This is a genomic window from Halomonas sp. KAO, assembly GCF_015595025.1.
Lineage (GTDB): Bacteria > Pseudomonadota > Gammaproteobacteria > Pseudomonadales > Halomonadaceae > Halomonas.
The window spans coordinates 984,866-1,007,327 of record NZ_JADNRL010000019.1; the positions used below are offsets into that span (position 1 = coordinate 984,866).

Sequence of the window (22,462 nt, forward strand, 5' to 3'; positions counted from 1 at the left end):
TCGCCGAGTTCCAGGCTACCTGGCGCGGCGAAGGTGCTTCAGGCACCGTCAAGGCTTTATCGAAGCCGGCATGTGCAAGGCCTTGCAGGGCCCGTTCGGAAATGCCCTCGATGGCGTCGAAGGGGCGCGGGCGCTGAATCAGTGTGACGCTATAACCCAAGCCAACCAGCCCCAGCGCGACCGTGCTCCCCGCCGGTCCACCCCCCAAAATGGCAACATGGGCCGTCATTGGCCTTCTCCCGCTCGCCGCTGTTCGGGGCCTCGGTAGCTGGCTTCGGCCATCAGCCAGTCGCGCACCCGGCTCGGTCGACGCTCGCCGCCTGCGCTCAGGTAGTTGGCTATTCGAGCGCTGAGATGGGCACAGCCCAAGCTGGCACCGGCATGGCGACGCTCGCCATTGATCGGCAGCACACAGGCGCCAAAGTCGGCGTAGGCGGTGTCCAGGTGAGAGATTTCATCCCGAGCGCATCGCGCGTCACCGGTCATGCGAAACACCCCAGGGTAGCAGGCGGGAAATGTGGGCTCACCGCGGGCTGGACTGGCGGCACATAGCAGGGTCCCTGCGCGTAGCGCTCGATAGCAGGCCTGGCGCAGCACTTCGCTATCACGGTGCAGGCCCAGGCTGAGGTTGATCAGCTCGACCCGCTGTGCCACCAGCCAGTCGATAGCGGCGGCCACCTGGGTGGGTGTGGTGATGGCTCGTGTCTGGAAAACCTGAGCCATCCATAGCCTGACGCTGGGCACCTGATCGACAAGAATCTCGGCGACCCGGGTGCCGTGCCCCAGAAGATCTTCTCCGGGCGCGGTTTGCCACAGGGCGTGATCATGAATCTTGAAGCCAGCGCAGCCCTCGCAGTGTGCCCCCAACGCAGTTGCCAGGCCGCTGTCGATAACACCGATGCGCACGCAGCCGTCAGCTTGCATCCAGCACCTCCGTGATGTTGCGTGGGGTCAGCCGGCCGTCGGTGAGCTGGAAGTGCTGATCGGCACCGGCCAGTGCGCTGGCATGATGGCTGATCAGGATCCGGGTGCGTCCGGCGAAGAGTCGGTCGACGGCGGCGATCACTTCTGCCTCGGTGGCCGCGTCCACCGCCGAGGTCGCCTCGTCGAGCACCAGGATGGCGGGATCCTGTAAAAGGGCACGGGCAATGGCAATGCGCTGACGCTGGCCGCCGGAGAGCTGTTGGCCGCGTTCGCCAAGCGGAGAATCAAGCCCTGCCGGTAGACGTTCGACCAGTTCATCTAGACGGGCGGCGTGGGCGGCCCGCGCAATATCATCATCGCTGGCCTCGGGTGAGGCGTAGCGCAGATTGTCGGCCAGAGAACCGCGAAACAGCACGATATCCTGACTGACCACGGCGATGGTGCGACGCAGGGCGGACAAATCCAGGGTGGCGATATCGGTGCCGTCCAGGCATAGCCGCCCGGCTTGAGGATCAAAATGACGCTGCAACAGATCGATCAGTGTCGATTTCCCCGCTCCCGAGGCACCACTGATGGCGATCTTGGTGCCGGCGGGTAGCACGGCGCTGACACCGTCAAGCACCGGCCGCGAGCGGTCGGGATAGCCAAAGCGCACGGCATCCAGCGTGATCTCGCCTCGCAGCGGAGACGGCAGAGGGCGTGGCTGTAACGGCGATCGCACATCGGGATGCTGCTGGCGGACCTCGTTGACCCGGGTCAGGCTGACGCTCATGCGCTGGATGGCCACGTATAATCCCATCAGGCTATTGACCGGCCCGGTGGCCATGCCCAGATACGTCGAGAAGGCGATCAGCGAGCCAAGCTGCCACTGGCCCTCGATTACCCACCAGCCACCGATCAGGAAGGCCGCCGCGCGTGTCAGCGAGGTCAGGGTGGAGGGAATGGCCTGCGTGAAAAACTCGGTGATCTGCAGGCCCAGCAGTTGGCCCAGATAGCGGTCGTTGAGGCCATCCAGGCGATGACGCTCGCGCTCCGACTGGCCGCTTGCCTGGATGAACTTGGCGGCGGGCAGGGTTTCGACCAGAAAGCTCGACAGGTCGGCCGAGCGCTCGCGCAGGCCGCGCGTCTGGTGCTCGACCTTGCGCCGCATCCAGTGCAGCCAGATCCCTTCCAGTGGCACCAGTATCAAAATCAGCAGTGCCAGCTTCCAGGAGAGCAATATCATCAGCGTGACGGCACCGATAAGGCCGAGCAGGCTGCTGAGCGCCGAGAACAGGCTGTTCACCGCGAAACGCTGGATCTCGGCCACGTCGCCGTCCAGGCGCGACAACAGATCGCCGGTGCGGCGCTCACCGAAGAAGCGCGGTGATAGCGTAAGCAGATGGCGGTAGAGATCGCTGCGCAGTGTGAACAGGATACGCCCGGAGAGTCGTGTGTGCAGATAGCGATTGATACCCGAGAGCAACGTGCTGGCCACACCGGTGAGAATCATCAGGCCGGCCATCATCACCAGGGTGCGGTAGCTTCCGGCCAGCAGGCCGGCATCGATCAACAACTTGGTCAACCAGGGCTGCAGTAGCACCAGAAGCGAGGCCAGCAGCGACAGCGTCAGCAGCCCGGCGATCGCCAGTCGATGTGGTGAAATAAAGCCGTATAGCCAGCGAAAGCCCTGCTCCAGGGCAGGGCGATCGTGGCTGTGGATGGCTCGGGTCAACCAGTGTAGCACTAATGATTTCCTCTACATTTGGCCGCTGGGCCACCATGGTTGTGCCCTGTGACATACTGCTTTTCTTGGCTGGATTGATTATGGGGCTGTATCGTGGATTATTGCCACTCGCATGTCGGAAGTGGACATATCTCCGGGTAATTGAATGCTGGCTATCTGCTCGAGAGTCTCTGCATCGTGCACGGAGATATCACTGCTGGTGCCCCCCGCATAGACGGTATTGCCATCTCGTGAGACGTTGACCGTGTAGTAGGTGTGATCAAGCGGCTGTTCCTTGACGATGGTCTTGGCCGAAATATCGATTTTCGATACGGAATTAAAAACACCATAGAGGGTGTTGTCATCGGTCGGGTCGGTGACGAAGTTCATGATCACCTCCGTAAGTGGCGCGATTTCCATGCGTTCGGACTCCGCGGTTTCCAGGTCGACCCGGCTGATTCCCCACCACCACTCGGCGGTTGCCATATCCTGCTCATCGTCGGTGAAGCGGGCAGTACTGTAAGGCATGATGTATTCATTGGCCTGGCTGCCTTGGGTGTGCATGGCGAAGGCATCCGGCGTCATCCATTGTTCACCGCGATCCCAGTTCTGTAGCGGCTCGAGCAGGCGAATCTCGCCGGTCTCGGGGTTGATGGCCTGGAGGTCGCCGCCACCGAGAATCACCTCTCCCGTGCCGGTGGCGGCGATCTTGGTGATGCGGCGGTCCACTGGGAAGGTGCGTACCGGCTGGGCGCCGACCCCGTCGGCGATCTCGAAGACAGCCAGGCGCGGTTCGAGCACCTCATAATGATCGCTCATCAGCCGGACCGGATTCTGCACGGTATAGAGCTCCTGACCGTCCTGGCTGACGGCCACCGACTGGAAGGACTTGACGGTTTCATTGCCGCTGGACTGTGCGGCATGAAAGGTGATCTCGCAGTTGCGGATATCGATGCCGACGACATCCTCCCAGATATTGGTGATCACGTAGGCGGTCTTGCCGTCTGTAGCGGGCACCATGATGCCTGAGCCGAATGGACCGGGAATGTCGCAGCTCCGCAGCAAACTGTTGCTGGCCATATCGATGACCTGCAGCTGATTGGGCCGGGTGACGGTCAGCAAGTATTCCCGATAGTCCCGTGCCGCTGGGTCTTTCGAGGATGTCGTATCCGCGGCAGCGCTCGCACCGATGCCGGCCAGCATTAGTCCCCCGATCGTTGCCAGGGAAGAAAGCAGGAGTGAGGATTTCATCGTGACGTTGCTCCGTTATTGTTCGTCTTCGAAGATGCCGTCGATCTTGCGCCAATCCTCGTTGGCCTTGTCGACACCGTTACCCCAATCCGGATAAGTACTCATCGTGTCCGGTACCTGTGCCGGCCACCAACAGGCATCGGCACAGCCGTAGAGGTCCGACTCCATCGGCTGGCAGAGAGAGCTCAGGCCGCCGAAGGCGTCGATTTCCCAACCCGGGTCAGCCGTCGCGGTACAGCCGACGATGGTCTGCATGGCCACCACGTCCTCAACCTCTTCGGGTGATACTGCCTTCTGAAGTTGCACGGCCTTCTTGTTGAACGATTTGAGGTGCTTCATGGGTCAGGCACTCCTTCTGGGCGACACGTGCGAATCGAAGAAACCCGGGTTATCGATCATGATGCGGGAATAGGCATGAATGCCGAAGTCGACCCAGTCTCGCATCAGGTCGCAGTAATGATAGGTAGGACGTGTCGGGTCTCCGTACTTGGCGTAGCTCTCGTGATAGCAACCGCCAGAACAGAGGTTACGTATATGACAGGTCTCGCAGCCTGTGCCGCTGCGATCGAGACGCTGTTCGACAAACTCCGCCAGACGCGGCTTGTCGATACCCTGGTTGACGTCGCCGAAAAGTGGCAGGTCCGATCCGGTGAAGCGGTGGCAGAGATTTAGTCCCCCTTCATGGTCAACCGCAAGAAGGCCCACTCCAGCACCGCAGGGCAGTAGCTTCTTGTTGCCCTCATGCATGTCGCTCAGCAGCTGGTGCATATTGCCGAAACCCAGGCTGCGACCCTCGCGAGCGGCTTCGTAATAGCGCTCACCGAGGCGCTTCATGCCTGTAAAGACCTTGACCAGCTCTTCTTCGGTAAGGTTGTAGGCAGCGATATCGCCGGAGGTCACCGGGCCGAAGCCGACCTCGGCAAAGCCCAGCTCGTGATGAAGGTGTTCGAAGATGCGCTCCACGTCGGTAACCCCACGGGTCAGGGTGACGCGACAACCCACTGGCCGGGAACGATAGCGGGACAGCAGCATCTCTACCTTGCCGCGGACTACATCGTAGGTGCCCTGGCCACCCACGGTAATGCGGTTCTTGTCATGCAATGCCTTGGGACCGTCCATGGAGATGGTCAGTCCGAAGCGGTGAGCATCCAGCCAGTCCACCAGCGTTTCGTTAAGCATGGTCGCGTTAGTGGTCAGGGTAAAATCCACTTCGGCATCGAGCTCGGCGAAGCGCTGCTCGCAGTAGGCCACTACGTCGCGAATCAGTGGCATGTTGGAGAGTGGTTCACCGCCGAAGAAGACCACGTTGTAGCGAGGCTGGTCCGGCGATTCGCTCAGCAGCATTTCGATGGAGCGTATGGCGGTGTCATAGCCCATCTTTTGACCCTGAGAAGGAGTTGTCAGGTCCTCCTTGTAGCAGTAGGTACAGCTCAGGTTACAGCCAGTGTTGACGTTGAGCACTACGGTGGTCAGGGGAAAGCGGGTCACTTTCTGCGGCTTGGGGTTGATCTGTACCGGTGTTCCCGGTTCCTGAATGACCTCAAGCAACTTCAACTCGTCCAAGGTCTCTTCGATGGCTTCGGCCTGATGGTGGGCCTCAAGCGTGGCGAGAGTGGATCGATCGACCTTGTCATGCTGGTCGAAGAGTGCCAGCAGGTCGCGGCTGAGAGCATCCAGTTCGAAAAGGCTGCTGCTGGGCACATGGAAGAGCATCTGTCTCGACTGAACGTCGACCCGATGCAGGTTGGGTTCGACAAGTTGCATGGCACCCATATTCACCTCGTTATTATCGAATGTCGGTTGTCGCCTAGGTGCCACCCGGAGTGGCACCACTTCAAGGCCTGAATACAGGAGGTTCAGTCGAGAACGCGCTGCACGTAGTCCTGCACTGCTACCAGCAGCCGACTTTCTCCGGAGAGCTGGTCCGCTCCGTCATCCACCGTCGCTACAGCTTTCAGGCGTCCGACATTGTTGGCCGACTTGGGACGTTCCGGGTTGGGGCCGGCATCGCCGGGGGTGAAGATGCCGTGGGCATCGATGGTGCCGGCGTACTCGGCATCCTGTTCATGTGCGGCCGCCTCGTCGGCGGGGATGATCGACCAGTCGGCCGGCATATAGCCCAGGCGTAGGTCGTCATCGGTACCTACCTCGCCATCCGCACCGGCGGCATAGCCCACCGCTCGGAAGGCTACGCGCATCTTGTCGAGCTGGCCGCCGTTGCCGCCGACGCGTGCCAGGGCATTGGTCGGCTCGACCTCCAGCCGCGCCAGACGATCATAGACCGCCAAGATGCTGTCGCCTGTCGCCTCACCCACGGTCACGTCGCGCGCTCCAGGTGAGACCTCGGGTGCTGCGCTGATCCGCATCCGAATACGGTCATCGCTGCGTTCAAGCACCTCCTCGACGCGAACACCCTCACCTAGAGAGACCTCACCGCTCAGGTGCTGGCCGATCAGGGTCACCTCGCCGCTTTCACCGAGGCGCAGGTATCCCGGCTGAATCCCCAGTATTTCGGCGCCACCATGATCCTTGTAAGCATTCATTTCACCGCCCAGTCGACGGCTGTCGGCCAGGAACATTCGGCCCCGCAGCGTTTCTCCTTCGGCATCGGCCGCCAGCACCTGACGCATCTCGACGTCGCCCAGCATCAGCGTGCCGCGCCACTCGTAACCGGTAAAGACGCGTGCATGGCCTTCGCCCTCGAGCGGCGAACCGTCTGCGTAGCGGCCCTTCATCTGCAGCATAAATCCGTTGCCGTCTTCATCGGGAGTGGCAGTCATGCGGCCATCATATTCGCCCTTGCCAGGGATGAAACCGAGCACACGCCAGCTGCCCTTCAACAGGGGCTTTTCCTGGCTCAGCCACTCCTCCCAAGCTTCGCTCTTCAGCCCGTAGCGCTCAGCCAGTTTGGGTGCTAGCTCGTCATGGGCCAGTCGATACCACTCGCGATCGCGAGCCATGGCATGTAACTCGGTGGTGGGGAACTGGCCCATATGAAAATTGACCAGATACTGCCACTCCTGCTCGGTACGGCGCTGCAGGCCGACCCGCGCCGCCGAGTGGCAGCGGGCGCACATCTGCTCCAGGTCAGGGTCGATGCCGGCCTCCACCCGGTTATTGTCCTGCTCGAGCAGGTAGCGGAAGCCTTCGGTTTCATCGGGGGCCAGGCCCTGGGTGTCCGCCAGGTGCTGAACCAGGGATCGCTTCTCCTCCTTAGGAATTTCTATGCCGCGCAGATGGATCATGCGATTGATCGTCATTTGCCAGCCTTCCGGCGTCTTGCGCTGATCGGAGATGCGTGAGAAGTATGCCGACTCCTCGGCGGTGGTGGTTTCGGTGTGACAGGCCGCGCAGCGTTCGCGCAGAATCTCCACACCTTCCTCGGCGAAGATCGGTGAGGCGGAGAGACCGACAAGTAGCGTGACCATCGCGCGCTTGCCGAGCCATCCAGCTAGAGAAATATGTCGTGTCATGGTTGTCGCTCTCTTCATCACTCGAAGACGTCGCCGTCGTTAGCCAGCGCGAAGTTCCCCTCGTAAGCATCCGTCATCTCCTGAATGAGAGTCGCCTCCGATGCGCCGAGGAAGAGGGGGTGGATCATCACCAGAAGCTCTGGATCGATTTCATCAGCAATATTGGCGAGCTGCTGGGTAGTGGTGTGCGCATCCTGCATATACTCTTGCCACTCTTGTGGCAGAGTTTCCAGGCCGGTCGTTGACATCACTTCGTGTAGCAGGATGTCGGCGCCCTGAGCATGTTCGATCAAGTTTGGCGTCGGGCGGGTATCACCTGAGATGACAATGGTTTTATCCGGCGCCTCGATGCGATAGCCGAAGGCTTCACCCGACTCCCAGGTACCGTGGTCCACGTCGAAAGCGGTGATGGTGACATAGCGATCCTGATAGACGAGGCCCGGTTCCGAGGCGAGCTCCTCTACGAGACCGGAGTAGGGTGCTTCCTTGCCGATCGGCAAGCTTCCCAGGCGGTGCTGGATGTCTGGCTGATAGGCCGCTACTGCGCCATCGACCACGGTGCGTGTGCCGGCAGGCCCCCAGATGCGTACCGGCTCGTTACGCTCGAGTACCCAGCCACGCAGCAGCAGCTCGGGGATGCCGAGGATATGATCGGAATCAAGATGGGTCAGAAACAATTTGTTGAGGAAAGTTGGATACATGAACTCGGGGTAGGAGGGCGACATCGGGAAAATGTCACGACTTTCCTCGTCGAGGAAGCCGGCCAGGGTTTCCATGAAACCGGAGCCGGCATCGAACAGATAGACCTCATCCTGGTTGACGATGACCGCGGTGGCGGTGCCGGCACGCCCCTCGACGATGTTGGGGGTGCCGGTGCCCAGGGTGACCACCCGCGTCGGGGCGCGCAGGTCCTCGGCCATGAGTCTTTCATCCGGCACCTGTTCGTCCGCCATGGCCACGCTGCCTGTCGAGGCTGTTAGGGTAACGAGCGCGATCGTGGTGAAGGTAAGGGTGAGAGAGGAAAGAGAGCTGTGCAGTCGCATGGGGAGACCTGCCTTGTTGTCTGATTATTGATCCCCTAGTGAATGACGGAGCGTTGCCTCCTGTCTTGATCGTGTTTGCCAACCGGTTTGACCCAGTGCGCCACACCGCCGATGAACTGGCCGGCGAGCCGCACTGCCCCGTGTGCTACAGAACAGGTCCGGCATGCAGGACCTTGCCCGGCCCTGCCGTCGCGGATCACTCTTATGCCAAAGGAGCATGGCGCGAGCGTATCCAAATGCCGCAAGATGGTTTCTTGTGCAACAATACTAGCGCGAGCAGAGAGCTTATGCGTCCCTCACCCGCTTCCCAGCCGACCTTCGCTACCTGGTTGTCGTCGCTACGTCGCGTGTGTGGCAGCTTCGACTCCCAGCCTCCCCGGCACAACACCCCCTTCCAGGGTCGGGTCGGCACCCTTACCACCGGTGGCCTGGAGATCGCGGAGGTTAGTACCAACGCGCGGCGAATCGCCCGACTCCGTGATCGAGCCGGTGGCGAAGATGATCGTTACTGTTTCCTGATCGTACAGCGGCAAGGACATGCCGAGGTACGCTCGCGGGAGCGCTCCCTAACCCTGCGTCCCGGCGAGATGATGCTGGCGGATTCGGCTCGGGAGTTCGAGATCCTGCCCCAGGGCCTGATCGAGCAAGCTTCCTTCCACCTGCCTCGCCAGCATGTGGCCGAGCGAGTGCCGCAAGGGATTCCCTTCGGCAAGTTGCTCGTCCACGGCCTCAGCGGTCAACTCCTGCAGTTGATGGTCAATCGTATCGTCTCCCGCCAACTGGTTGGCGAGGCCGACCGTCTCGAGGGGGAGGCTCTCGGTGAGGCGCTGGTCGCCCTCCTGCTGCCGTTGGCCAGTGACATCAAGCAGAGCCCGATGCCTCTCGAGGGAACGGAAGTGCTCTATCAAGGGGCTCGACAGCTGATCGATCAGCAGCTTCAGGATCCCGAACTGACGCCAGCCGTTATCGCCCAGCGCTTGGCCGTCTCGGTCCGCCAGCTCTATCGCCTGTTCGAGGCTCATGAGGACACCGTGTGTCGCTACATCCAACGACGCCGGCTGGACTGTTGCGCCGAGGACCTGGCCAACCCCGCCCAGCTTGATATTTCCATCACCGAGATCGCCTTCCGCTGGGGGTTCACTGATTCGGCGCACTTCAGCCGCGCCTTCAAGAAGGCCCATGGCATCTCGCCGCGGGACTACCGTCGGCACCATAGCCTGCATTAAAGGGTTCTTCGACGTTTCATGTGGATTTGGCCTGATCGAACAGGCGGCCCACCGGGCTGCCAATCAGGTAGATCTGGCGATGAAGCTGGCCTCGTTCCGGTAACCTCGTGCGCGTGACCGAGCCGCCTGAAACAGGCCGTTCATGCCCTCCAGTCGTGCGTTCGTCAGTCCCGAAACCCAGCGCCTGACCACCGCCTTGGCGTGTCGGTCCAACGTCGCCAGGGCTTCTCCCATCGGCTTCAGCAGTGGCGTCTCCGCGACCGCCGCCTTCATGACCTTGAGGTAGTGCGTGATCCGCCACCGAGCCGCGCGTAGCGTCGGCGCCTTCTGGATCCAGCGCAGCTTCTCCTTGATCACCCAGGCATCGGACGTGGCGCTCTGGTCGGCCACCAGTTCCTGGAGCGCCGCCAGTTGCTTGGGTGTCAGGTTCTCGTTTTCCAGGCTCTTCAGCAGGGCCCAGCGCAGCGACTTGGGGTGTTCCTGCTCGCGGCGCTCCTTCTTGCGCACCTCGTCCAGTCGCTTGGTGAAGATCTGCACGATATGGAGCCCGTCGACCGTGACCTCGGCCTTGGGAAGGTGCTCGGCCACGCCGCTGAGGAGGGCGTGTGACATGTCGCAGACGACCTCGACCACATTGTCCGGATCGCCGCCATGGGTCGTGCTGAAGGCCTCGATGGCGTCCTTGCCGTGGCCGGGGACGGCGAAGATGACCGGCTCCTGCTTGCGCTGCATATCGAGGAATACCGTCACATAGCGCTGGCCGCGCCAGGATGCGGTTTCATCAACAGCGACGGTGGCCACGTTGCTCAGATCCAGCTCCCCCAGCATCCGACCGACGTAGTGGTGCACGATGCGCCACAGCCGCTTGTCGGAGATCTCCAGCTGCCGGGAGATGGCCAACACCGGCATCTCCTTGACCAACGACATGGCCGCCTGCTCGAACAGCAGAGTGAAGTCGCTGCCCGGCCGCGCCCAGGGCACCTCGATACGCTTGACACCATGCTCCGGGCACTTGGTACGCGGCACGCGAGCATGCAGGTAGCAGTGATGCTGGAAGAAGTTCAGGTGCCGCCACGTCTTGTCGGCGAAGTCGTGAGCCGGACAGGCCGCGCCGCACTCAGGGCAAGGGTAGAGACTGCCACGCTCGGCCTCGACGTAGAGATCCAACCGGTGGGGCGAAACGGCGGTATCGAGGTGCTGGTCCTTGAGAATCCCATACCGCCTGTCGTCGTGGAAGTCATATCCTGGCCCAGCTCAGGGGGCGAATTCCACACCTGGCGTCGAAGAGCCCACGGGAGAAGGTGACTTGCTGGCCAAGACGACGAAAAGGCGCTCGATGCCGCAGGGCACCGAGCGCAAGGTGACGCGAAGCCGAGTCATGTCCAATCGAGGATCAGTAGGCGATACACACCGATTTGAGCTCGGTGAAGGACTCGATGGCCTCGCGGCCGAACTCGCGGCCGATGCCGGACTGCTTGACGCCCCCGAAGGGTAAGTTCGGGTCCAGGGTGACATGGGTGTTGACCCATACGGTGCCGGCCTCGATCCTGGGGATCAGATGCATGGCCTGTGAAAGGTCGTTGGTCCATAGGCTGGCCGCCAGGCCCAAGTCGCTATCGTTGACCATGGCCAATCCCTGCTCGACGTCATCGAAGGGAATCACCGAGAGCACCGGGCCGAAGACCTCTTCCCGGGCTACCGTCATCTGTTGGGTGACCCCGCTGAGCACCACCGGCGAGACATAGAAGCCCGTCTCGGGAACCGCGGCTCCGCGCAGCACCTGGGCGCCTTCCGTCTTTGCCCGCTCGATATCCGCCAAGACATTCTGCTGATGACGCTGCGAGACCAGTGGATTGATGGTCGCCTCGGGATCCAGGCCAGGGCCGGCACGCATCCCCTTGATGGCCTCGTGCAGGCGCTCGCAGAAGGCGTCGTGGAGGGAGTGGTGCACATAGAAGCGCGAGGCGGCGGCACACACCTGCCCCTGATTGAGCAGCCCGGCCATCAAGGCACCAGCCACCGCCTTGTCCAGGTCGGCATCGGCCAGCACCAGCATGGGGTTCTTGCCGCCCAGCTCTAGGGAGAAGCGTGCCATGTGGTCGACGGCGGCATGGCCGATCTGCTTGCCCACCGCGGTGCTGCCGGTGAAGGTGACCTTGCGAATATCGGGATGCTCGGCCAGCCGTTGTCCGGCGACAGAGCCGGCGCCCACTACCACGTTGAAGACACCGGCGGGCAGACCCGCCTCCAGCGCTAGCTCCGCCAGGCGCAGGGCGGTCAGCGGAGTTTCGGTAGCCGGCTTGATAACGATGGAGCAGCCTGCCGCCAGCGCCGGGATCACCTTCCACAGGGCGATCATCATCGGAAAGTTCCAGGGCACGATGCCGGCCACCACACCCACTGGCTGACGCAGGGTGTAGGCGTGGAAATCGGTGCTCTCCGGCATGTTGATTGAGACCTCACCTGTCTGCCCTCCCAGCTTGGTGGTCCAACCGGCGGTGTAGCGCATGAAGTCCACCGAAAAGGCCACATCGACCATGCGCGCGACCTGGATCGACTTGCCTTGGTTAAGGCTCTCGAGCTGAGCGAGCTCTTCACCACGCTGCTCCACCAGATCGGCGAAGCGCAGCAGGATGCGCTCCCGCTGGGCAGGCTTCATGCCGCGCCAGGCGCACTCATCGAAGCGTCGCTTGGCAACGGCAACGGCCTGGTCGACGACGCTGGCGTCGGCAAGGCCCAGGCGGGTGATAGGTGTGGCGCTGGAGGGGTCGAAGACCTCGGCGTGGCGGCTGCCACCGGGGGTATGCTCACCGTCGATAAAGGATCCGATGGCGCGGGAAAGAAAGTCATCCACGTCGGGTAGGCGGGAGATAGTGGACTGGCTCATTGGGCTTCTTCCTCGGACTGAATGTTGGCAGGAGACTCATCGCGTGCTGTGGTCATGACGCTAACACCAGAGTCAGAGGGCGGCTTGTACCAACATGCCACCCGAGTTGTCTCTTCTTGCCAGGCTCTCTTCGGTCGTCGATCGCGCGTCGAATACCGGAAATCAAGCGGCGGCGGCAGTCTTGAGGGTATGCCCGCGTAGCAGGAGCAGGCAGAGCTCACGCTGCCTGCCCAGTACTTCCGCCGCCTCGGACTCGCCGAGTAGGGCCACGAGGCGGGCCAGCCCAGCCGCCCGGCTATCTTGGGATAACGGCTGGTATCCACCAGCAGGTACGACATGGTGTCGTTGCGTATTCCGCGCCATCGTGACCGTCCGTTCCGGTCTATCATGACCGACCATTCCAGGCCAACTTGACCGGCCAGTCCGATAACCCGCAGGGCGCCATGGCGATCCCCAAGGAGACCATAGCAGAGCTGCATGATGCCGTAGGTCACGGTGAAGAGGGTTATGTTCTGGGCCACCTCGGCCACTGGGCGCTGGAAAGCCTCGGTCAGGGCCGGCAGATGGCATCGGTGATGCGCATGGATGCCATGCTGGCGAAGCGGGCCAGGGCGAGCAGAGGAATGACCCGCCGCGAGGTGCTCATGAGCCTATTCTTGCCGGAAGCTTGTCTGGGCGGTGCTAGAGGTCCTTCTGCCCTGCCAGATCAACCCAAGATATGCCGCAAGCGAAAGGATCCCCCCCAGCGCGATGGCCACGGCCATGGTGCGCGAGGTGCCGTCGTGGAACTGGCCGACCAGGGCACCACCCAGGGCGGCGATGGTCATCTGCAGAAAGCCGAATAGCGAGGAGGCGGAGCCGGCGCACTCGGGGTTGGGTGCCAGGGCGCCGGCCATGCTCTGCGGCATGACGATGCCGAAGCCGAACAGGAAAAGTACATGTGGGCCGATGACCGCCCAGGGCTGGTGCACGCCGAATATCGCTAGTGCTGCCATGCTGCTGCCGGACAATGCACAGAGCAAGGTGGCAATCCACAATAGACGATCTCGACCGAGGCGATGGCTGTAACGACCGCTGCACAAGGTGCCTGAAAAGAACCCCGCCACGATCAAGGTAAAGCCGATACCATACTGGAACGGCGATAGCCCCATATACTCGATGAGTACGAAGGAGGAGCCCGAGAGGAAGGCGAACAGGCCGGCGAAGCCACTGGCGTTGATCAGGGTATAGCCGAGGAAGCTGCGCTGGGTCAGCAGCATCCGGTAGTTGGCGAGGATGATGCTTGGTGCGATCGACTGACGCTTCTCGGGGGGTAGTGACTCGGGCATCAACAGTGCCAGGATCAGCAGCATGATCACCGCATAGAGGGATAGCAGCACAAAGACTGACTGCCAACCGAAGAACAGTAGCAGCCCGGCTCCCACTACCGGGGCCAGGGCCGGCGCCAGTGCCATGGTGCTGGCCATATAGGAGAGCACTCGGCCAGCCTCGATGGGCCCATAGATATCGCGAACCGCGGCGCGCCCCAGCACCGGGCCGGCGGCACCCCCGAAGGCCTGCAAGAAGCGGCCGGCCAGCAGCCACTCGATACTGGGCGCGAAGGCACACAGCAGGCTGGCGGCCAGGAACAGGGAGAAGCCGGCGATCATCACCGGTCGGCGCCCGAACCGATCGGAGATCGGGCCGCAGAAGAGCTGGGCCAGGGCAAAGCCTGTCATATAGAGGCTAAGCGTCAGCTGTACCTGGTCGGGCCCGGTATTTAATGCTTCGGCCATCGCCGGCATCGCCGGCAGGTACATATCGGTGGCCAGCGGGCCCAGGGCGGTCAATGCGGCCAGCACCACGATGGTGGCGGGGGAGGTTAGCCTCAGCACCGGAGTCTCCTCGGGGTTGTGGTATCGCGAAAAGAAAACGGGCAGGGAATCGGGGAAGCCCGACACCCTGCCCGCTCCATTAGCCTGCTAGTTTATCAGCCGGCGTCTGGCTGTGCCTCCGGGGCTGCCTCGGCAAAGGCGGGAAGCGCACGACAGTTGGCGGCGATACGCCGAATCATCGGATAGGGCGACAGGTCACACTCGAAGCGTTCGGCGTTGAATACCTGGGGCACCAGGCAGATATCCGCCAGGCTTGGCGAGTCGCCATGACAGAAGTCGCCGCTGCCCGCCTCGGCAGTGAGCTGGGCCTCCAGGGCCTGGAAGCCTTCGGCGATCCAGTGGCGGTACCAGCCGAGCTTGGCCTCGTCATCCACGCCGAGCTCGCCCACCAGGTACTTGAGTACCTTGAGGTTGTTGAGCGGGTGGATCTCGCAGGCCACCAGCTGGGCCAGGGCGCGCACTCGCGCACGCCCTTCGGCATCCGCCGGCAGTAGTGCCGGTTCGGGATACATCTCGTCGAGGTACTCGCAGATGGCCAGTGACTGAGTCAGCTGCGTCCCCTCGCTGGTCTCGAGTACCGGTACCAGGCCCTGGGAGTTGCGGGCGAGGTTGGCCTCGCCACGCTGCTCGCCCTTGACCAGGTTGACCGGTGCCTGGTCATAGTCCAGTCCCTTGAGGTTCAGGGCGATACGCACCCGATAGGCGGCCGATGAACGGAAGTAACCGTAGAGCGTCGTCATAGGGCGTCTCTTACTCGGGCTGATACTTGACGACCTGCTGGTCGATGGCACCGAAGATGCTCTTGCCTTCACGATCGAACATCTCGATGCGGACCCGGTCACCGAAGCGCATGAAGGGTGTCTTGCTGTCGCCGTGGAGGATCTTCTCGACCATGCGCACTTCGGCCAGACAGCTGTAGCCTACGCCACCGTCCGCGACCGGCTTTCCGGGACCACCGTCGGGGTCCGGGTTGGAGACGGTGCCGGAGCCGATGATGGCGCCGGCGCCCAGGTAGCGGGTGCGTGCGGCGTGGGCGACAAGCTGCGGGAAGTTGAAGATCATGTCGGGGCCGGCCTCAGGCTCGCCGAACTTCTCGCCATTGAGATGAACGGTCAGCGGCAGGTGCACCTTGCCGTCCTGCCAGGCGTCACCCAGCTCGTCGGGCGTGACGGCGATAGGGGAAAAGGCGGAAGCGGGCTTGGCCTGGAAGAAGCCGAAGCCCTTGGCGAGCTCGCCGGGGATCAGGCCGCGCAGGCTGACATCGTTGACCAGCATCACCAGCTTGATGTGCTGGGCGGCCTGCTCGGGAGTGGCGGCCATGGGGACATCGTCGGTCACTACCGCAATCTCGCCCTCGAAGTCGATGCCGTGCTCCTCGCTGATCGCCTCGATATCTTCGGTGGGCGCCAGGAACTTGTCTCCGCCGCCCTGATACATCAGCGGGTCGTTCCAGAAGGTCTCGGGCATCTCGGCGTTGCGCGCCTGTCGGACCAGCTGGACATGATTCAGATAGGCGGAACCGTCGGCCCAGTGGTAGGTGCGCGGTAGCGGTGAATGCAGGGCGCTCTGGTCCAGATCGAAGGCGCCTTCTGCCTTGCCGCCGTTAAGTTCGGCATAGCGTGCCTCGAGCTTGGGGCTTGTGGCGTCCCAGCTCTCGATAGCGTGCTGCAGCGTTGGCGCGATGTCGGCGGCGCTGACGGCGCGGGAGAGATCACGAGAGACGAGAATCAGTTCACCGTCGCGTCCGTTCTTGAGGGTGGCCAGTTTCATTGAGAAGTCTTCCTTTCGTCAGGGACGGGGCTGATGGGCCCCGTGCATCGTTGAAATTGACTCGATCAGCGCTGCTCAGGGGTGAAGTTCGAGCGCAGGGTCGACCAGACATCCACATAGTCGCGCTGACGGTACTCCGTGGCGAGGGCAGCCTCGGTGGGATGATAGACGTAGCGGCTTTCGAACATGAAGGCCAGGGTATCCCCCAGGTGTTGCGGTTTGAGCTCGGCGTTGGTGGCCTTGTCGAAGGTGTCGGCATCGGGGCCGTGGGGCGACATGCAGTTGTGCAGACTGGCGCCACCCGGCAGGAAGCCCTCGGCCTTGGCATCGTATTCGCCGTGGATCAGGCCCATGAACTCGCTCATCAGATTCCGATGGAACCAGGGCGGGCGGAAGGTATTCTCTGCCACCATCCAGCGGGGCGGGAAGATGACAAAATCCAGGTTGGCTACCCCCGGGGTATCCGAGGCGGAGGTCAGTACGGTGAAGATCGATGGGTCCGGATGGTCGAAACTGACCGTGTTGATGGTGTTGAAGTGCGCCAGGTCATACTTGTAGGGCGCATAGTTGCCGTGCCAGGCGACGACATCCAGCGGCGAGTGTCCGAGGCGGGTTTCCCAGAAGCGGCCCGAGAACTTGGCGACGAGTGAAAAGTCACCCTCCACATCCTCGTAGGCGGCCACCGGGCTCTGGAAGTCACGGGGGTTGGCCAGGCCATTGGCGCCGATCGGGCCAAGACCAGGAAGTTCCACTGGGCTGCCATAGTTCTCGCAGATATAGCCGCGAGCGGCGTCGACGTTCTGTCCCTTGCGCACCTGGAACTTGACGCCACGCGGGATCACGGCAATCTCGCCATTCCCGACTTCGATCTCGCCGAACTCGGTGCGCAGCCGCAGCGTACCGAGCTGCGGTACGAAGAGCATTTCGCCGTCGGCCGTGTAGAAGAACCGGTCGGTCATGTCCTGATTGAAGGCATAGACATGCACCCCGACCCCGGTCTGGGCACCGGCATCACCATTGACGGCGATGGTCAGCAGTCCATCGATGAAGTCGGTGGGCTCATCGGGAAGAGGCGCCGGGTCCCAGCGCATCTGGTTGGGGTCGGCGGCGGGCTTGTCCAGGGGCGAGGTATGTACCTGATGATTCTCCAGCGGCCGATAGGCACTCTGCACCACCGAAGGGCGAATGCGATAGAGCCAGCTACGCAGGTTCTGGTGACGCGGCGCCGTGAAGGCAGAGCCTGTCAGTTGCTCGGCATAGAGCCCGTAGGCGCATTTCTGGGGTGAGTTCTGCCCCTCGGGCAGTGCTCCCGGCAGGGCCTCGGTGGAGAAATGATTGCGAAAACCGTTCTGGTAGCTCAGTTGTTCGGCCATTACCGTATCCTCTTGGGTATATCTCTGTTTTGTTTGGTCCGTTACGACTGTCCCGCACCGTCCCGGGCGGCGATGCTCAGGGCCTCCTGGAGGACCTGCTGATCACCGATGTGGTTGGCGAGCAGAAGAATGAGGCGTGCGTTGATCCGCTCGCTCTCTGCCTCGCTGCGCTCACGGTGGGCATCGGTCAGGGCCGAGTAGAAGGCATCTGGATCGGTAAAGTTGGGGGCCAGTTCAAGCGGTGGCATAACGGGACTCCTGCTTTGTAAGCTCCTTGCCCAGAGTGCGGTCGATGGCCTGGGCGATTGCTTCACACTGGCACGCCTGCCAGCGGGCAGTAACGTGCTGGTCGGGCCGAATCAGATAGGCTGCTCCTGGAGTCAGGCCGTAGCGCTGGTCGACCAGACCATCGGCATCCTCGACCAGGGTAGTCCTCGGTAGCTGCAGCAGGGCCCGGGAGGCGGGGCCCAGTACCAGCAGGTCAAGGTCTGGATACCCTTCAAGCAGCGACTCGAGGTCGGGAGCCAAGGTCTCGGCCTCGCTGGTGGGGAGGCGCCCGTCCAGCATCAGCACGAAGCGGTCGCCGAGCTGATTGAGCAGCCATGCACTCTTGTCACGCAGGCGCACGGGGGCATCCTTTGCCGGGCTGCCCGGGCAGAGGTCGGTGGGCATGCCGTCGACATCGGGACCGTTGAGAGGCGAGTCCTCGTATCGGCAAGGCATCGAGAGACGCCCGCTATTGACCAGGCTGCGTGCAAAGGGGTAGTGCTCGGCCAGCTCCAGTGCCGTGTCACGAAACAGTCGACTCACCCGGCTCTTGGGCGTGATGAAATCGGTGGCACGAGTGGAGTTGAGAATATTCTCTGCTGCCCCATGTTGGCGTTCGGTATTGTAGGTTTCGAGTAATGCTTCGGGCGCCTCGCCTTTCAGCACCCGGGCCAGTTTCCACGCCAGGTTATCGATGCCCTGGGCACCACCGTTGGCGCCACGTGCACCGAAGGGGGATACCTGGTGCGCGGCGTCGCCCATAAAGAACACCCGGTGGTGGATAAAGTTATCCATCTTGCGGCAGCGGAAGGTATAGACGCTGGCCCACTCCAGCTCGAAATCCACCTCTTTGCCGAGCATCTGCTGCACGCGGGGTCGGATGTTCTCTTCCTTCTTTTCCTCTTCCGGGTCGGCGTCCCAGCCCAGCTGGAAGTCGATACGCCAGACATTGTCCGGTTGCTTATGCAGCAACACCGACTGGTTGGGGTGGAATGGGGGGTCGAACCAGAACCAGCGCTCGGTGGGAAAGTCGGCCTTCATGATCACGTCGGCGATCAGAAAGCGGTCCTGGAAGATCTGCCCCTTGCATTCGAGACCCAGCATGTCGCGAATCTTGCTGTTGGCGCCGTCTGCTACCAACAGATAGTCACAGGTCAGCTGGTAGTCACCGTCCTGGGTGGCGACCGTAATCTTCGTTTGGTCGGGGCTGGCATCGACGTCGGTGACCTTGTGTAGCCAGCGCAGATCGATATGATCCTTCAGCTCCTCGGCTCGGTCGACCAGATACTCTTCAAGGTAATACTGTTGCAGGTTGATAAAGGCCGGCACGCGATGCCCCTTCTCCGGGAGCAGGTTGAAGTCGTAGACCTCGCGCTCCTGGAAGAAGACACGGCCATGCTGCCATGTTACGCCCTTCTCGAGCATCGGTTGAGCGGCACCCAGTCGGTCCATGATCTCCAGGGTGCGCTTGGAAAAGCAGATGGCGCGTGAGCCGACGCTAACGGTGTTGTTATCGTCGAGCAGGATGCTGTCTATACCTTGCTGTGCCAGGTCGATAGCGGCGATAAGACCGGAAGGCCCTGCGCCAACTATCACGACCGGACAGTGGCGCACCTCATCGCTCTTCAATTCGTTCGGGCGTCGATATGGGTAGACGGGATTATTGTAGGTCGTTGGCATTCGTTACTCCCATGGGTCGCCGGCTGCGCTGCAGCGGCGACCACTCACGGTCCTGGGGATGGCTGAGAGGGGAGAGGCTTACTGGCTCTCGACGACTTCCTGCAGCGAATGCCACATCTCTGTATCGCGTTCGGCGGTCCAGATGCGTGGATCCGGATACTCACCACCAGCCTCGTCGTAGCAGCGGGTGATGTCGAAGGGCAGGCAGTGATCGAAGATCACCCAGTGGCCGTACTTGGGTTTCAGCTTGGCGTAGGTCTCGGCGTAGCACTCGGAGAGAGCCTTTCCGGCAGCCTTGCCCGCCTTGACGCTTTCATACATGTCGGCGAGGAAGTCACGGGTACCCTGAATGGCTTCCTGGCACTGTTCGGGTGTCTGGAGTGCCTCACCACGACCCGGCACCAGCTTCTCCGGTTGCATGGCCTGCAGGCGGTCCAGCGTGGCGGGCCAGTGCTCATGGTAGGCATCGCCGGTGTAGGGAGTGGCACCGTATTCGACCAGGTCGCCGGAGAACATGACCTTCTCCTTGGGCAGCCAGACGATGGTATCGCCCTTGGTATGGCCGCGACCCAGATGAATGATCTGTACCTCGCGCTCACCCATGTACATCGTCAGCTCTTTCTGGAAGACGATGTTCGGCCAGGTCAGGCCAGGCACGGAGTCCACACCCTGGAACAGACGCGGGAAACGTCCCACTTCGGACTCGTAGTCCTGTTGGCCACGCTCGACGATCAGGTCGTAGGTGTGCTGGCTGGCGACGATGTTCTCGGGCTCGTAGGCAGAAGCGCCCAGTACACGCACGGCATGGTAGTGGGTCAGTACGACATGCTTGATCGGCTTGTCGGTGATCTCGCGGATACGGCGAATCACATCCTGCGCCATGATGGGAGTGGCCTGGGTGTCGATGACCATGACGCTGTCGTCACCGATGATCACGCCGGTGTTGGGGTCGCCTTCGGCGGTGTAGGCATACAGGCCTTCTGCCAGCTTGGTAAAGCTGACCTCTTTTATTTCGGTATCGGCGTGTGATGCGAACTTCTTGCTCATGCTTCCTCCAGTGTCGTCAGGTCGCGGTGGCTTAATTCTGAGTTGGCAGCATAGTTTCTTTTGAAACTAGGTGTCCAGCTCTTCAATACTTTTATCGCGAGGTCAAGACTTAATGGCGGCCAAAAACTGACGCAAATCAGTGGTTTTTGATCATCCTTATACCTAGGTCGTATGGGTGTGATTGTCAAATTAGTTGCACTGGATACTTAATGGCGGCAAGGTTTCCGGCATGGAATGCCCGTCACAGGCTTTCCCGAGACCCCTTTCGATGACCAGGAGCTCATAAAATGTACAACTCTGCTCGCATGATGCTGGGAGCCGTCAGCGTCGCTTCGCTGACCCTGGCGATGCCGGCCATGGCCCAGACCACGATCAACGTCAGCAGCTGGGGCGGACCCAACCACGGGATCAACACCATCGTGTGGCCGACCTGGCAATCCTGGATCGAGGAGGCGACCGAGGGGCGTGTCACCCTTCAGGTGACCGAAGACCTTGGCCCGCCCGCGGCACAGATGGCGCTGGTCGCTGATGGGGTCGCCGATGCCAGCTGGATCTTTCATGGGCATATGCCCGGCCGCTTCGGATTGACCCAGCTACCGGAATTTCCCACCTTCGAGGACTTCTCTTCCGAGGTGGCTTCGGCGGCATACTGGAGGACCTACGAGGAGTATCTGGCCCAGGCCAATGAGCATCGGGGGTTGGAGGTGATGGCCATGGGCGTGCATGGGCCGGGCCAGATCTTTACCAATGAGAAGACCGAGACCTTCGATGACCTGTCCGGCAAGCGGTTGCGTGTTGGCGGTGGGGTGATGACGGAGCTTGCCGGCGCTCTGGGTGTGACCGGGGTGGCGCTACCTCCCACCGGCGTCTACGAGGCGGCCTCCCAGGGCGTTATCGGTGGTGCCATGCTCACCCTCGAGGGGCTACGCAGCTTCCGTGTCGCCGAGGTGGCCCCCTACACCCTGACGGTTGATGGTGGCTTCTACCGAGGTAGTTTCGCCATCGTCATGAACCCCATGGTCTGGGATCGGGTGTCTGACGAAGACCGCGAAGCCATCGAGTCGGTCTCTGGAGAGCGGTTGTCAAGGCTGTTTGGCCACATGATGGATGTCTCCGATCAGCGTGGTGTCGAGTTCGCCGAGGAGTTGGGCAACACGTTCACCCAGGCGACGGAAGACGATATCGCCATGCTGCGCGAAGTGTCGGATGAGCTGATCGACGCGTGGGCGAAGAAGGTCAGCACCGGAGACCTGGATGCCAGTGAAGCTCTACAGTATTTCCGTGATCAGCTGGCGGTGATGGCCGAGGAAGAAAGCATCGCCTCCGACCTTGAACAGTCTTGATGACACGCTGACAGAGGCCTGACTCATGCAGACCCCGACAACCTACTGGGCTCGCGTCGGCCGGGTCTTCCAGCTGATGCTGGAGGGGGTGGCGGGAGCCACCCTCTTCGGCATGATGCTGTTGACCACGGTGGACGTGACCGGACGCTACTTCTTCAATGCCCCGATCCTCGGCGCCGTGGAGCTGACCCAGCTGATGCTGGCGGCGCTGGTGTTCCTCTCCCTGCCGATCGTTTGCTGGCGCCAGGAACACGTCAGCGTCGACCTGCTGGACGCTATCTTTCCTGCTCGCCTGGTCTGGATACGCGAAGTGCTCGTCAATCTGTTGGTCACCGTGGCGCTGTGGGTGATGGCCCTGCGAGTCTGGGCTCTGGCCGAGCGCGCCTTCTCCTGGGGGGACGTGACCGAGTTTCTGCGCATTCCCTATGGCTATCTGATCGGGTTGATCTCGATCATGTTGGCACTCTCGGCCCTGCTGACCCTGGCACGGGCGATCCTCTATCTACTGGAAGGTTTCAAGGTGATCAAGCGAGGCGGCCCGTTGAGCCCTGGAGGGAACCATGACTGAAGCGCTCTATGGATTTGCTGCCCTGCTGGTA

The 22,462-nt window shown here is 61.9% G+C and carries 18 protein-coding genes and 1 pseudogene; 3 read left to right on the forward strand and 16 right to left on the reverse strand.

Features of this window, described 5'->3' with window-relative positions; translation table 11 throughout:
- Positions 1 to 225: 225 nt before the first annotated feature.
- The 7 genes from IOC61_RS10795 to IOC61_RS10825 all read right to left on the reverse strand — a co-directional run bounded on the left by IOC61_RS10795 (position 226) and on the right by IOC61_RS10825 (position 8,396).
- On the reverse strand, positions 226 to 924 hold the full coding sequence (locus tag IOC61_RS10795; RefSeq protein WP_195688809.1) for a S8 family serine peptidase: 699 nt from the start codon (positions 922 to 924) through the stop codon (positions 226 to 228).
- Positions 914 to 2,650: an ABC transporter ATP-binding protein gene (locus IOC61_RS10800; protein ID WP_195688810.1), complete on the reverse strand. Its 1,737-nt coding sequence runs from the start codon at positions 2,648 to 2,650 to the stop codon at positions 914 to 916. The genes IOC61_RS10795 and IOC61_RS10800 overlap by 11 nt, the downstream gene beginning before the upstream one ends.
- Before the next feature lie 78 nt (positions 2,651 to 2,728).
- Positions 2,729 to 3,832: a quinohemoprotein amine dehydrogenase subunit beta gene (peaD, locus tag IOC61_RS10805; protein ID WP_229333024.1), complete on the reverse strand. Its 1,104-nt coding sequence runs from the start codon at positions 3,830 to 3,832 to the stop codon at positions 2,729 to 2,731.
- 63 nt (positions 3,833 to 3,895) lie between these two features.
- Positions 3,896 to 4,219: a quinohemoprotein amine dehydrogenase subunit gamma gene (gene qhpC, locus IOC61_RS10810; protein ID WP_161424146.1), complete on the reverse strand. Its 324-nt coding sequence runs from the start codon at positions 4,217 to 4,219 to the stop codon at positions 3,896 to 3,898.
- Between the two features lie 3 nt (positions 4,220 to 4,222).
- Positions 4,223 to 5,653, reverse strand: a complete 1,431-nt coding sequence (gene peaB, locus IOC61_RS10815) for a quinohemoprotein amine dehydrogenase maturation protein (protein ID WP_195688812.1) — start codon at positions 5,651 to 5,653, stop codon at positions 4,223 to 4,225.
- 83 nt (positions 5,654 to 5,736) lie between these two features.
- Positions 5,737 to 7,353, reverse strand: a complete 1,617-nt coding sequence (peaA, locus tag IOC61_RS10820) for a quinohemoprotein amine dehydrogenase subunit alpha (protein ID WP_195688813.1) — start codon at positions 7,351 to 7,353, stop codon at positions 5,737 to 5,739.
- A gap of 17 nt (positions 7,354 to 7,370) precedes the next feature.
- Positions 7,371 to 8,396: an MBL fold metallo-hydrolase gene (locus IOC61_RS10825; RefSeq protein WP_195688814.1), complete on the reverse strand. Its 1,026-nt coding sequence runs from the start codon at positions 8,394 to 8,396 to the stop codon at positions 7,371 to 7,373.
- Positions 8,397 to 8,683: 287 nt separating this feature from the next.
- Here IOC61_RS10825 and feaR point away from each other — a divergent pair, with 287 nt between their 5' ends.
- Positions 8,684 to 9,622: a transcriptional regulator FeaR gene (gene feaR / locus IOC61_RS10830; protein ID WP_195688815.1), complete on the forward strand. Its 939-nt coding sequence runs from the start codon at positions 8,684 to 8,686 to the stop codon at positions 9,620 to 9,622.
- 16 nt (positions 9,623 to 9,638) lie between these two features.
- Here the strand turns inward: feaR and IOC61_RS10835 are convergent.
- The 9 genes and pseudogenes from IOC61_RS10835 to IOC61_RS10880 all read right to left on the reverse strand — a co-directional run bounded on the left by IOC61_RS10835 (position 9,639) and on the right by IOC61_RS10880 (position 20,520).
- Positions 9,639 to 10,834, reverse strand: a pseudogene (locus tag IOC61_RS10835) (ISL3 family transposase).
- A 181-nt stretch (positions 10,835 to 11,015) separates the two neighbouring features.
- Complete coding sequence (locus tag IOC61_RS10840; RefSeq protein ID WP_195688816.1) at positions 11,016 to 12,509, reverse strand: aldehyde dehydrogenase family protein; 1,494 nt, start codon at positions 12,507 to 12,509, stop codon at positions 11,016 to 11,018.
- 650 nt (positions 12,510 to 13,159) lie between these two features.
- Positions 13,160 to 14,383: a multidrug effflux MFS transporter gene (locus IOC61_RS10850; RefSeq protein WP_195688817.1), complete on the reverse strand. Its 1,224-nt coding sequence runs from the start codon at positions 14,381 to 14,383 to the stop codon at positions 13,160 to 13,162.
- A 95-nt stretch (positions 14,384 to 14,478) separates the two neighbouring features.
- Complete coding sequence (maiA, locus tag IOC61_RS10855) at positions 14,479 to 15,123, reverse strand: maleylacetoacetate isomerase (RefSeq protein ID WP_195688818.1); 645 nt, start codon at positions 15,121 to 15,123, stop codon at positions 14,479 to 14,481.
- Between the two features lie 10 nt (positions 15,124 to 15,133).
- On the reverse strand, positions 15,134 to 16,153 hold the full coding sequence (locus IOC61_RS10860; protein WP_195688819.1) for a fumarylacetoacetate hydrolase family protein: 1,020 nt from the start codon (positions 16,151 to 16,153) through the stop codon (positions 15,134 to 15,136).
- A 65-nt stretch (positions 16,154 to 16,218) separates the two neighbouring features.
- The gene (gene hmgA / locus IOC61_RS10865) at positions 16,219 to 17,526 is read right to left on the reverse strand and encodes a homogentisate 1,2-dioxygenase (protein ID WP_195688820.1); all 1,308 of its coding nucleotides are present in this window, start codon (positions 17,524 to 17,526) and stop codon (positions 16,219 to 16,221) included.
- 41 nt (positions 17,527 to 17,567) lie between these two features.
- Positions 17,568 to 17,774, reverse strand: a complete 207-nt coding sequence (locus IOC61_RS10870; RefSeq protein ID WP_195688821.1) for a DUF2783 domain-containing protein — start codon at positions 17,772 to 17,774, stop codon at positions 17,568 to 17,570.
- Complete coding sequence (locus IOC61_RS10875) at positions 17,761 to 19,473, reverse strand: FAD-dependent oxidoreductase (protein WP_195688822.1); 1,713 nt, start codon at positions 19,471 to 19,473, stop codon at positions 17,761 to 17,763. The genes IOC61_RS10870 and IOC61_RS10875 overlap by 14 nt, the downstream gene beginning before the upstream one ends.
- 78 nt (positions 19,474 to 19,551) lie before the next feature.
- The gene (locus IOC61_RS10880) at positions 19,552 to 20,520 is read right to left on the reverse strand and encodes an MBL fold metallo-hydrolase (RefSeq protein WP_195688823.1); all 969 of its coding nucleotides are present in this window, start codon (positions 20,518 to 20,520) and stop codon (positions 19,552 to 19,554) included.
- A gap of 287 nt (positions 20,521 to 20,807) precedes the next feature.
- On the opposite strand from IOC61_RS10880, the gene IOC61_RS10885 reads away from it, so the two are divergent.
- Together IOC61_RS10885 and IOC61_RS10890 are read left to right on the forward strand one after the other, a co-directional pair.
- Positions 20,808 to 21,863: a TRAP transporter substrate-binding protein gene (locus tag IOC61_RS10885; RefSeq protein ID WP_195688824.1), complete on the forward strand. Its 1,056-nt coding sequence runs from the start codon at positions 20,808 to 20,810 to the stop codon at positions 21,861 to 21,863.
- Positions 21,864 to 21,888: 25 nt separating this feature from the next.
- A complete protein-coding gene (locus tag IOC61_RS10890) occupies positions 21,889 to 22,431 on the forward strand; it encodes a TRAP transporter small permease (RefSeq protein WP_195688825.1) in 543 nt (180 codons plus the stop codon).
- Positions 22,432 to 22,462 lie beyond the last annotated feature (31 nt).

Excerpts from the sequence above, each read along its gene's own strand:
- IOC61_RS10825 (WP_195688814.1), bottom strand. The coding sequence starts at position 8,396 with ATGCGACTGCACAGCTCTCTTTCCTCTCTCACCCTTACCTTCACCACG.
- peaD (WP_229333024.1), bottom strand. The coding sequence starts at position 3,832 with ATGCTGGCCGGCATCGGTGCGAGCGCTGCCGCGGATACGACATCCTCG.
- peaA (WP_195688813.1), bottom strand. The coding sequence starts at position 7,353 with ATGACACGACATATTTCTCTAGCTGGATGGCTCGGCAAGCGCGCGATG.
- IOC61_RS10840 (WP_195688816.1), bottom strand. The coding sequence starts at position 12,509 with ATGAGCCAGTCCACTATCTCCCGCCTACCCGACGTGGATGACTTTCTT.
- IOC61_RS10885 (WP_195688824.1), top strand. The coding sequence starts at position 20,808 with ATGTACAACTCTGCTCGCATGATGCTGGGAGCCGTCAGCGTCGCTTCG.
- IOC61_RS10860 (WP_195688819.1), bottom strand. The coding sequence starts at position 16,153 with ATGAAACTGGCCACCCTCAAGAACGGACGCGACGGTGAACTGATTCTC.
- maiA (WP_195688818.1), bottom strand. The coding sequence starts at position 15,123 with ATGACGACGCTCTACGGTTACTTCCGTTCATCGGCCGCCTATCGGGTG.
- IOC61_RS10875 (WP_195688822.1), bottom strand. The coding sequence starts at position 19,473 with ATGCCAACGACCTACAATAATCCCGTCTACCCATATCGACGCCCGAAC.
- peaB (WP_195688812.1), bottom strand. The coding sequence starts at position 5,653 with ATGGGTGCCATGCAACTTGTCGAACCCAACCTGCATCGGGTCGACGTT.
- IOC61_RS10795 (WP_195688809.1), bottom strand. The coding sequence starts at position 924 with ATGCAAGCTGACGGCTGCGTGCGCATCGGTGTTATCGACAGCGGCCTG.
- feaR (WP_195688815.1), top strand. The coding sequence starts at position 8,684 with ATGCGTCCCTCACCCGCTTCCCAGCCGACCTTCGCTACCTGGTTGTCG.
- qhpC (WP_161424146.1), bottom strand. The coding sequence starts at position 4,219 with ATGAAGCACCTCAAATCGTTCAACAAGAAGGCCGTGCAACTTCAGAAG.
- IOC61_RS10880 (WP_195688823.1), bottom strand. The coding sequence starts at position 20,520 with ATGAGCAAGAAGTTCGCATCACACGCCGATACCGAAATAAAAGAGGTC.
- IOC61_RS10890 (WP_195688825.1), top strand. The coding sequence starts at position 21,889 with ATGCAGACCCCGACAACCTACTGGGCTCGCGTCGGCCGGGTCTTCCAG.
- hmgA (WP_195688820.1), bottom strand. The coding sequence starts at position 17,526 with ATGGCCGAACAACTGAGCTACCAGAACGGTTTTCGCAATCATTTCTCC.
- IOC61_RS10870 (WP_195688821.1), bottom strand. The coding sequence starts at position 17,774 with ATGCCACCGCTTGAACTGGCCCCCAACTTTACCGATCCAGATGCCTTC.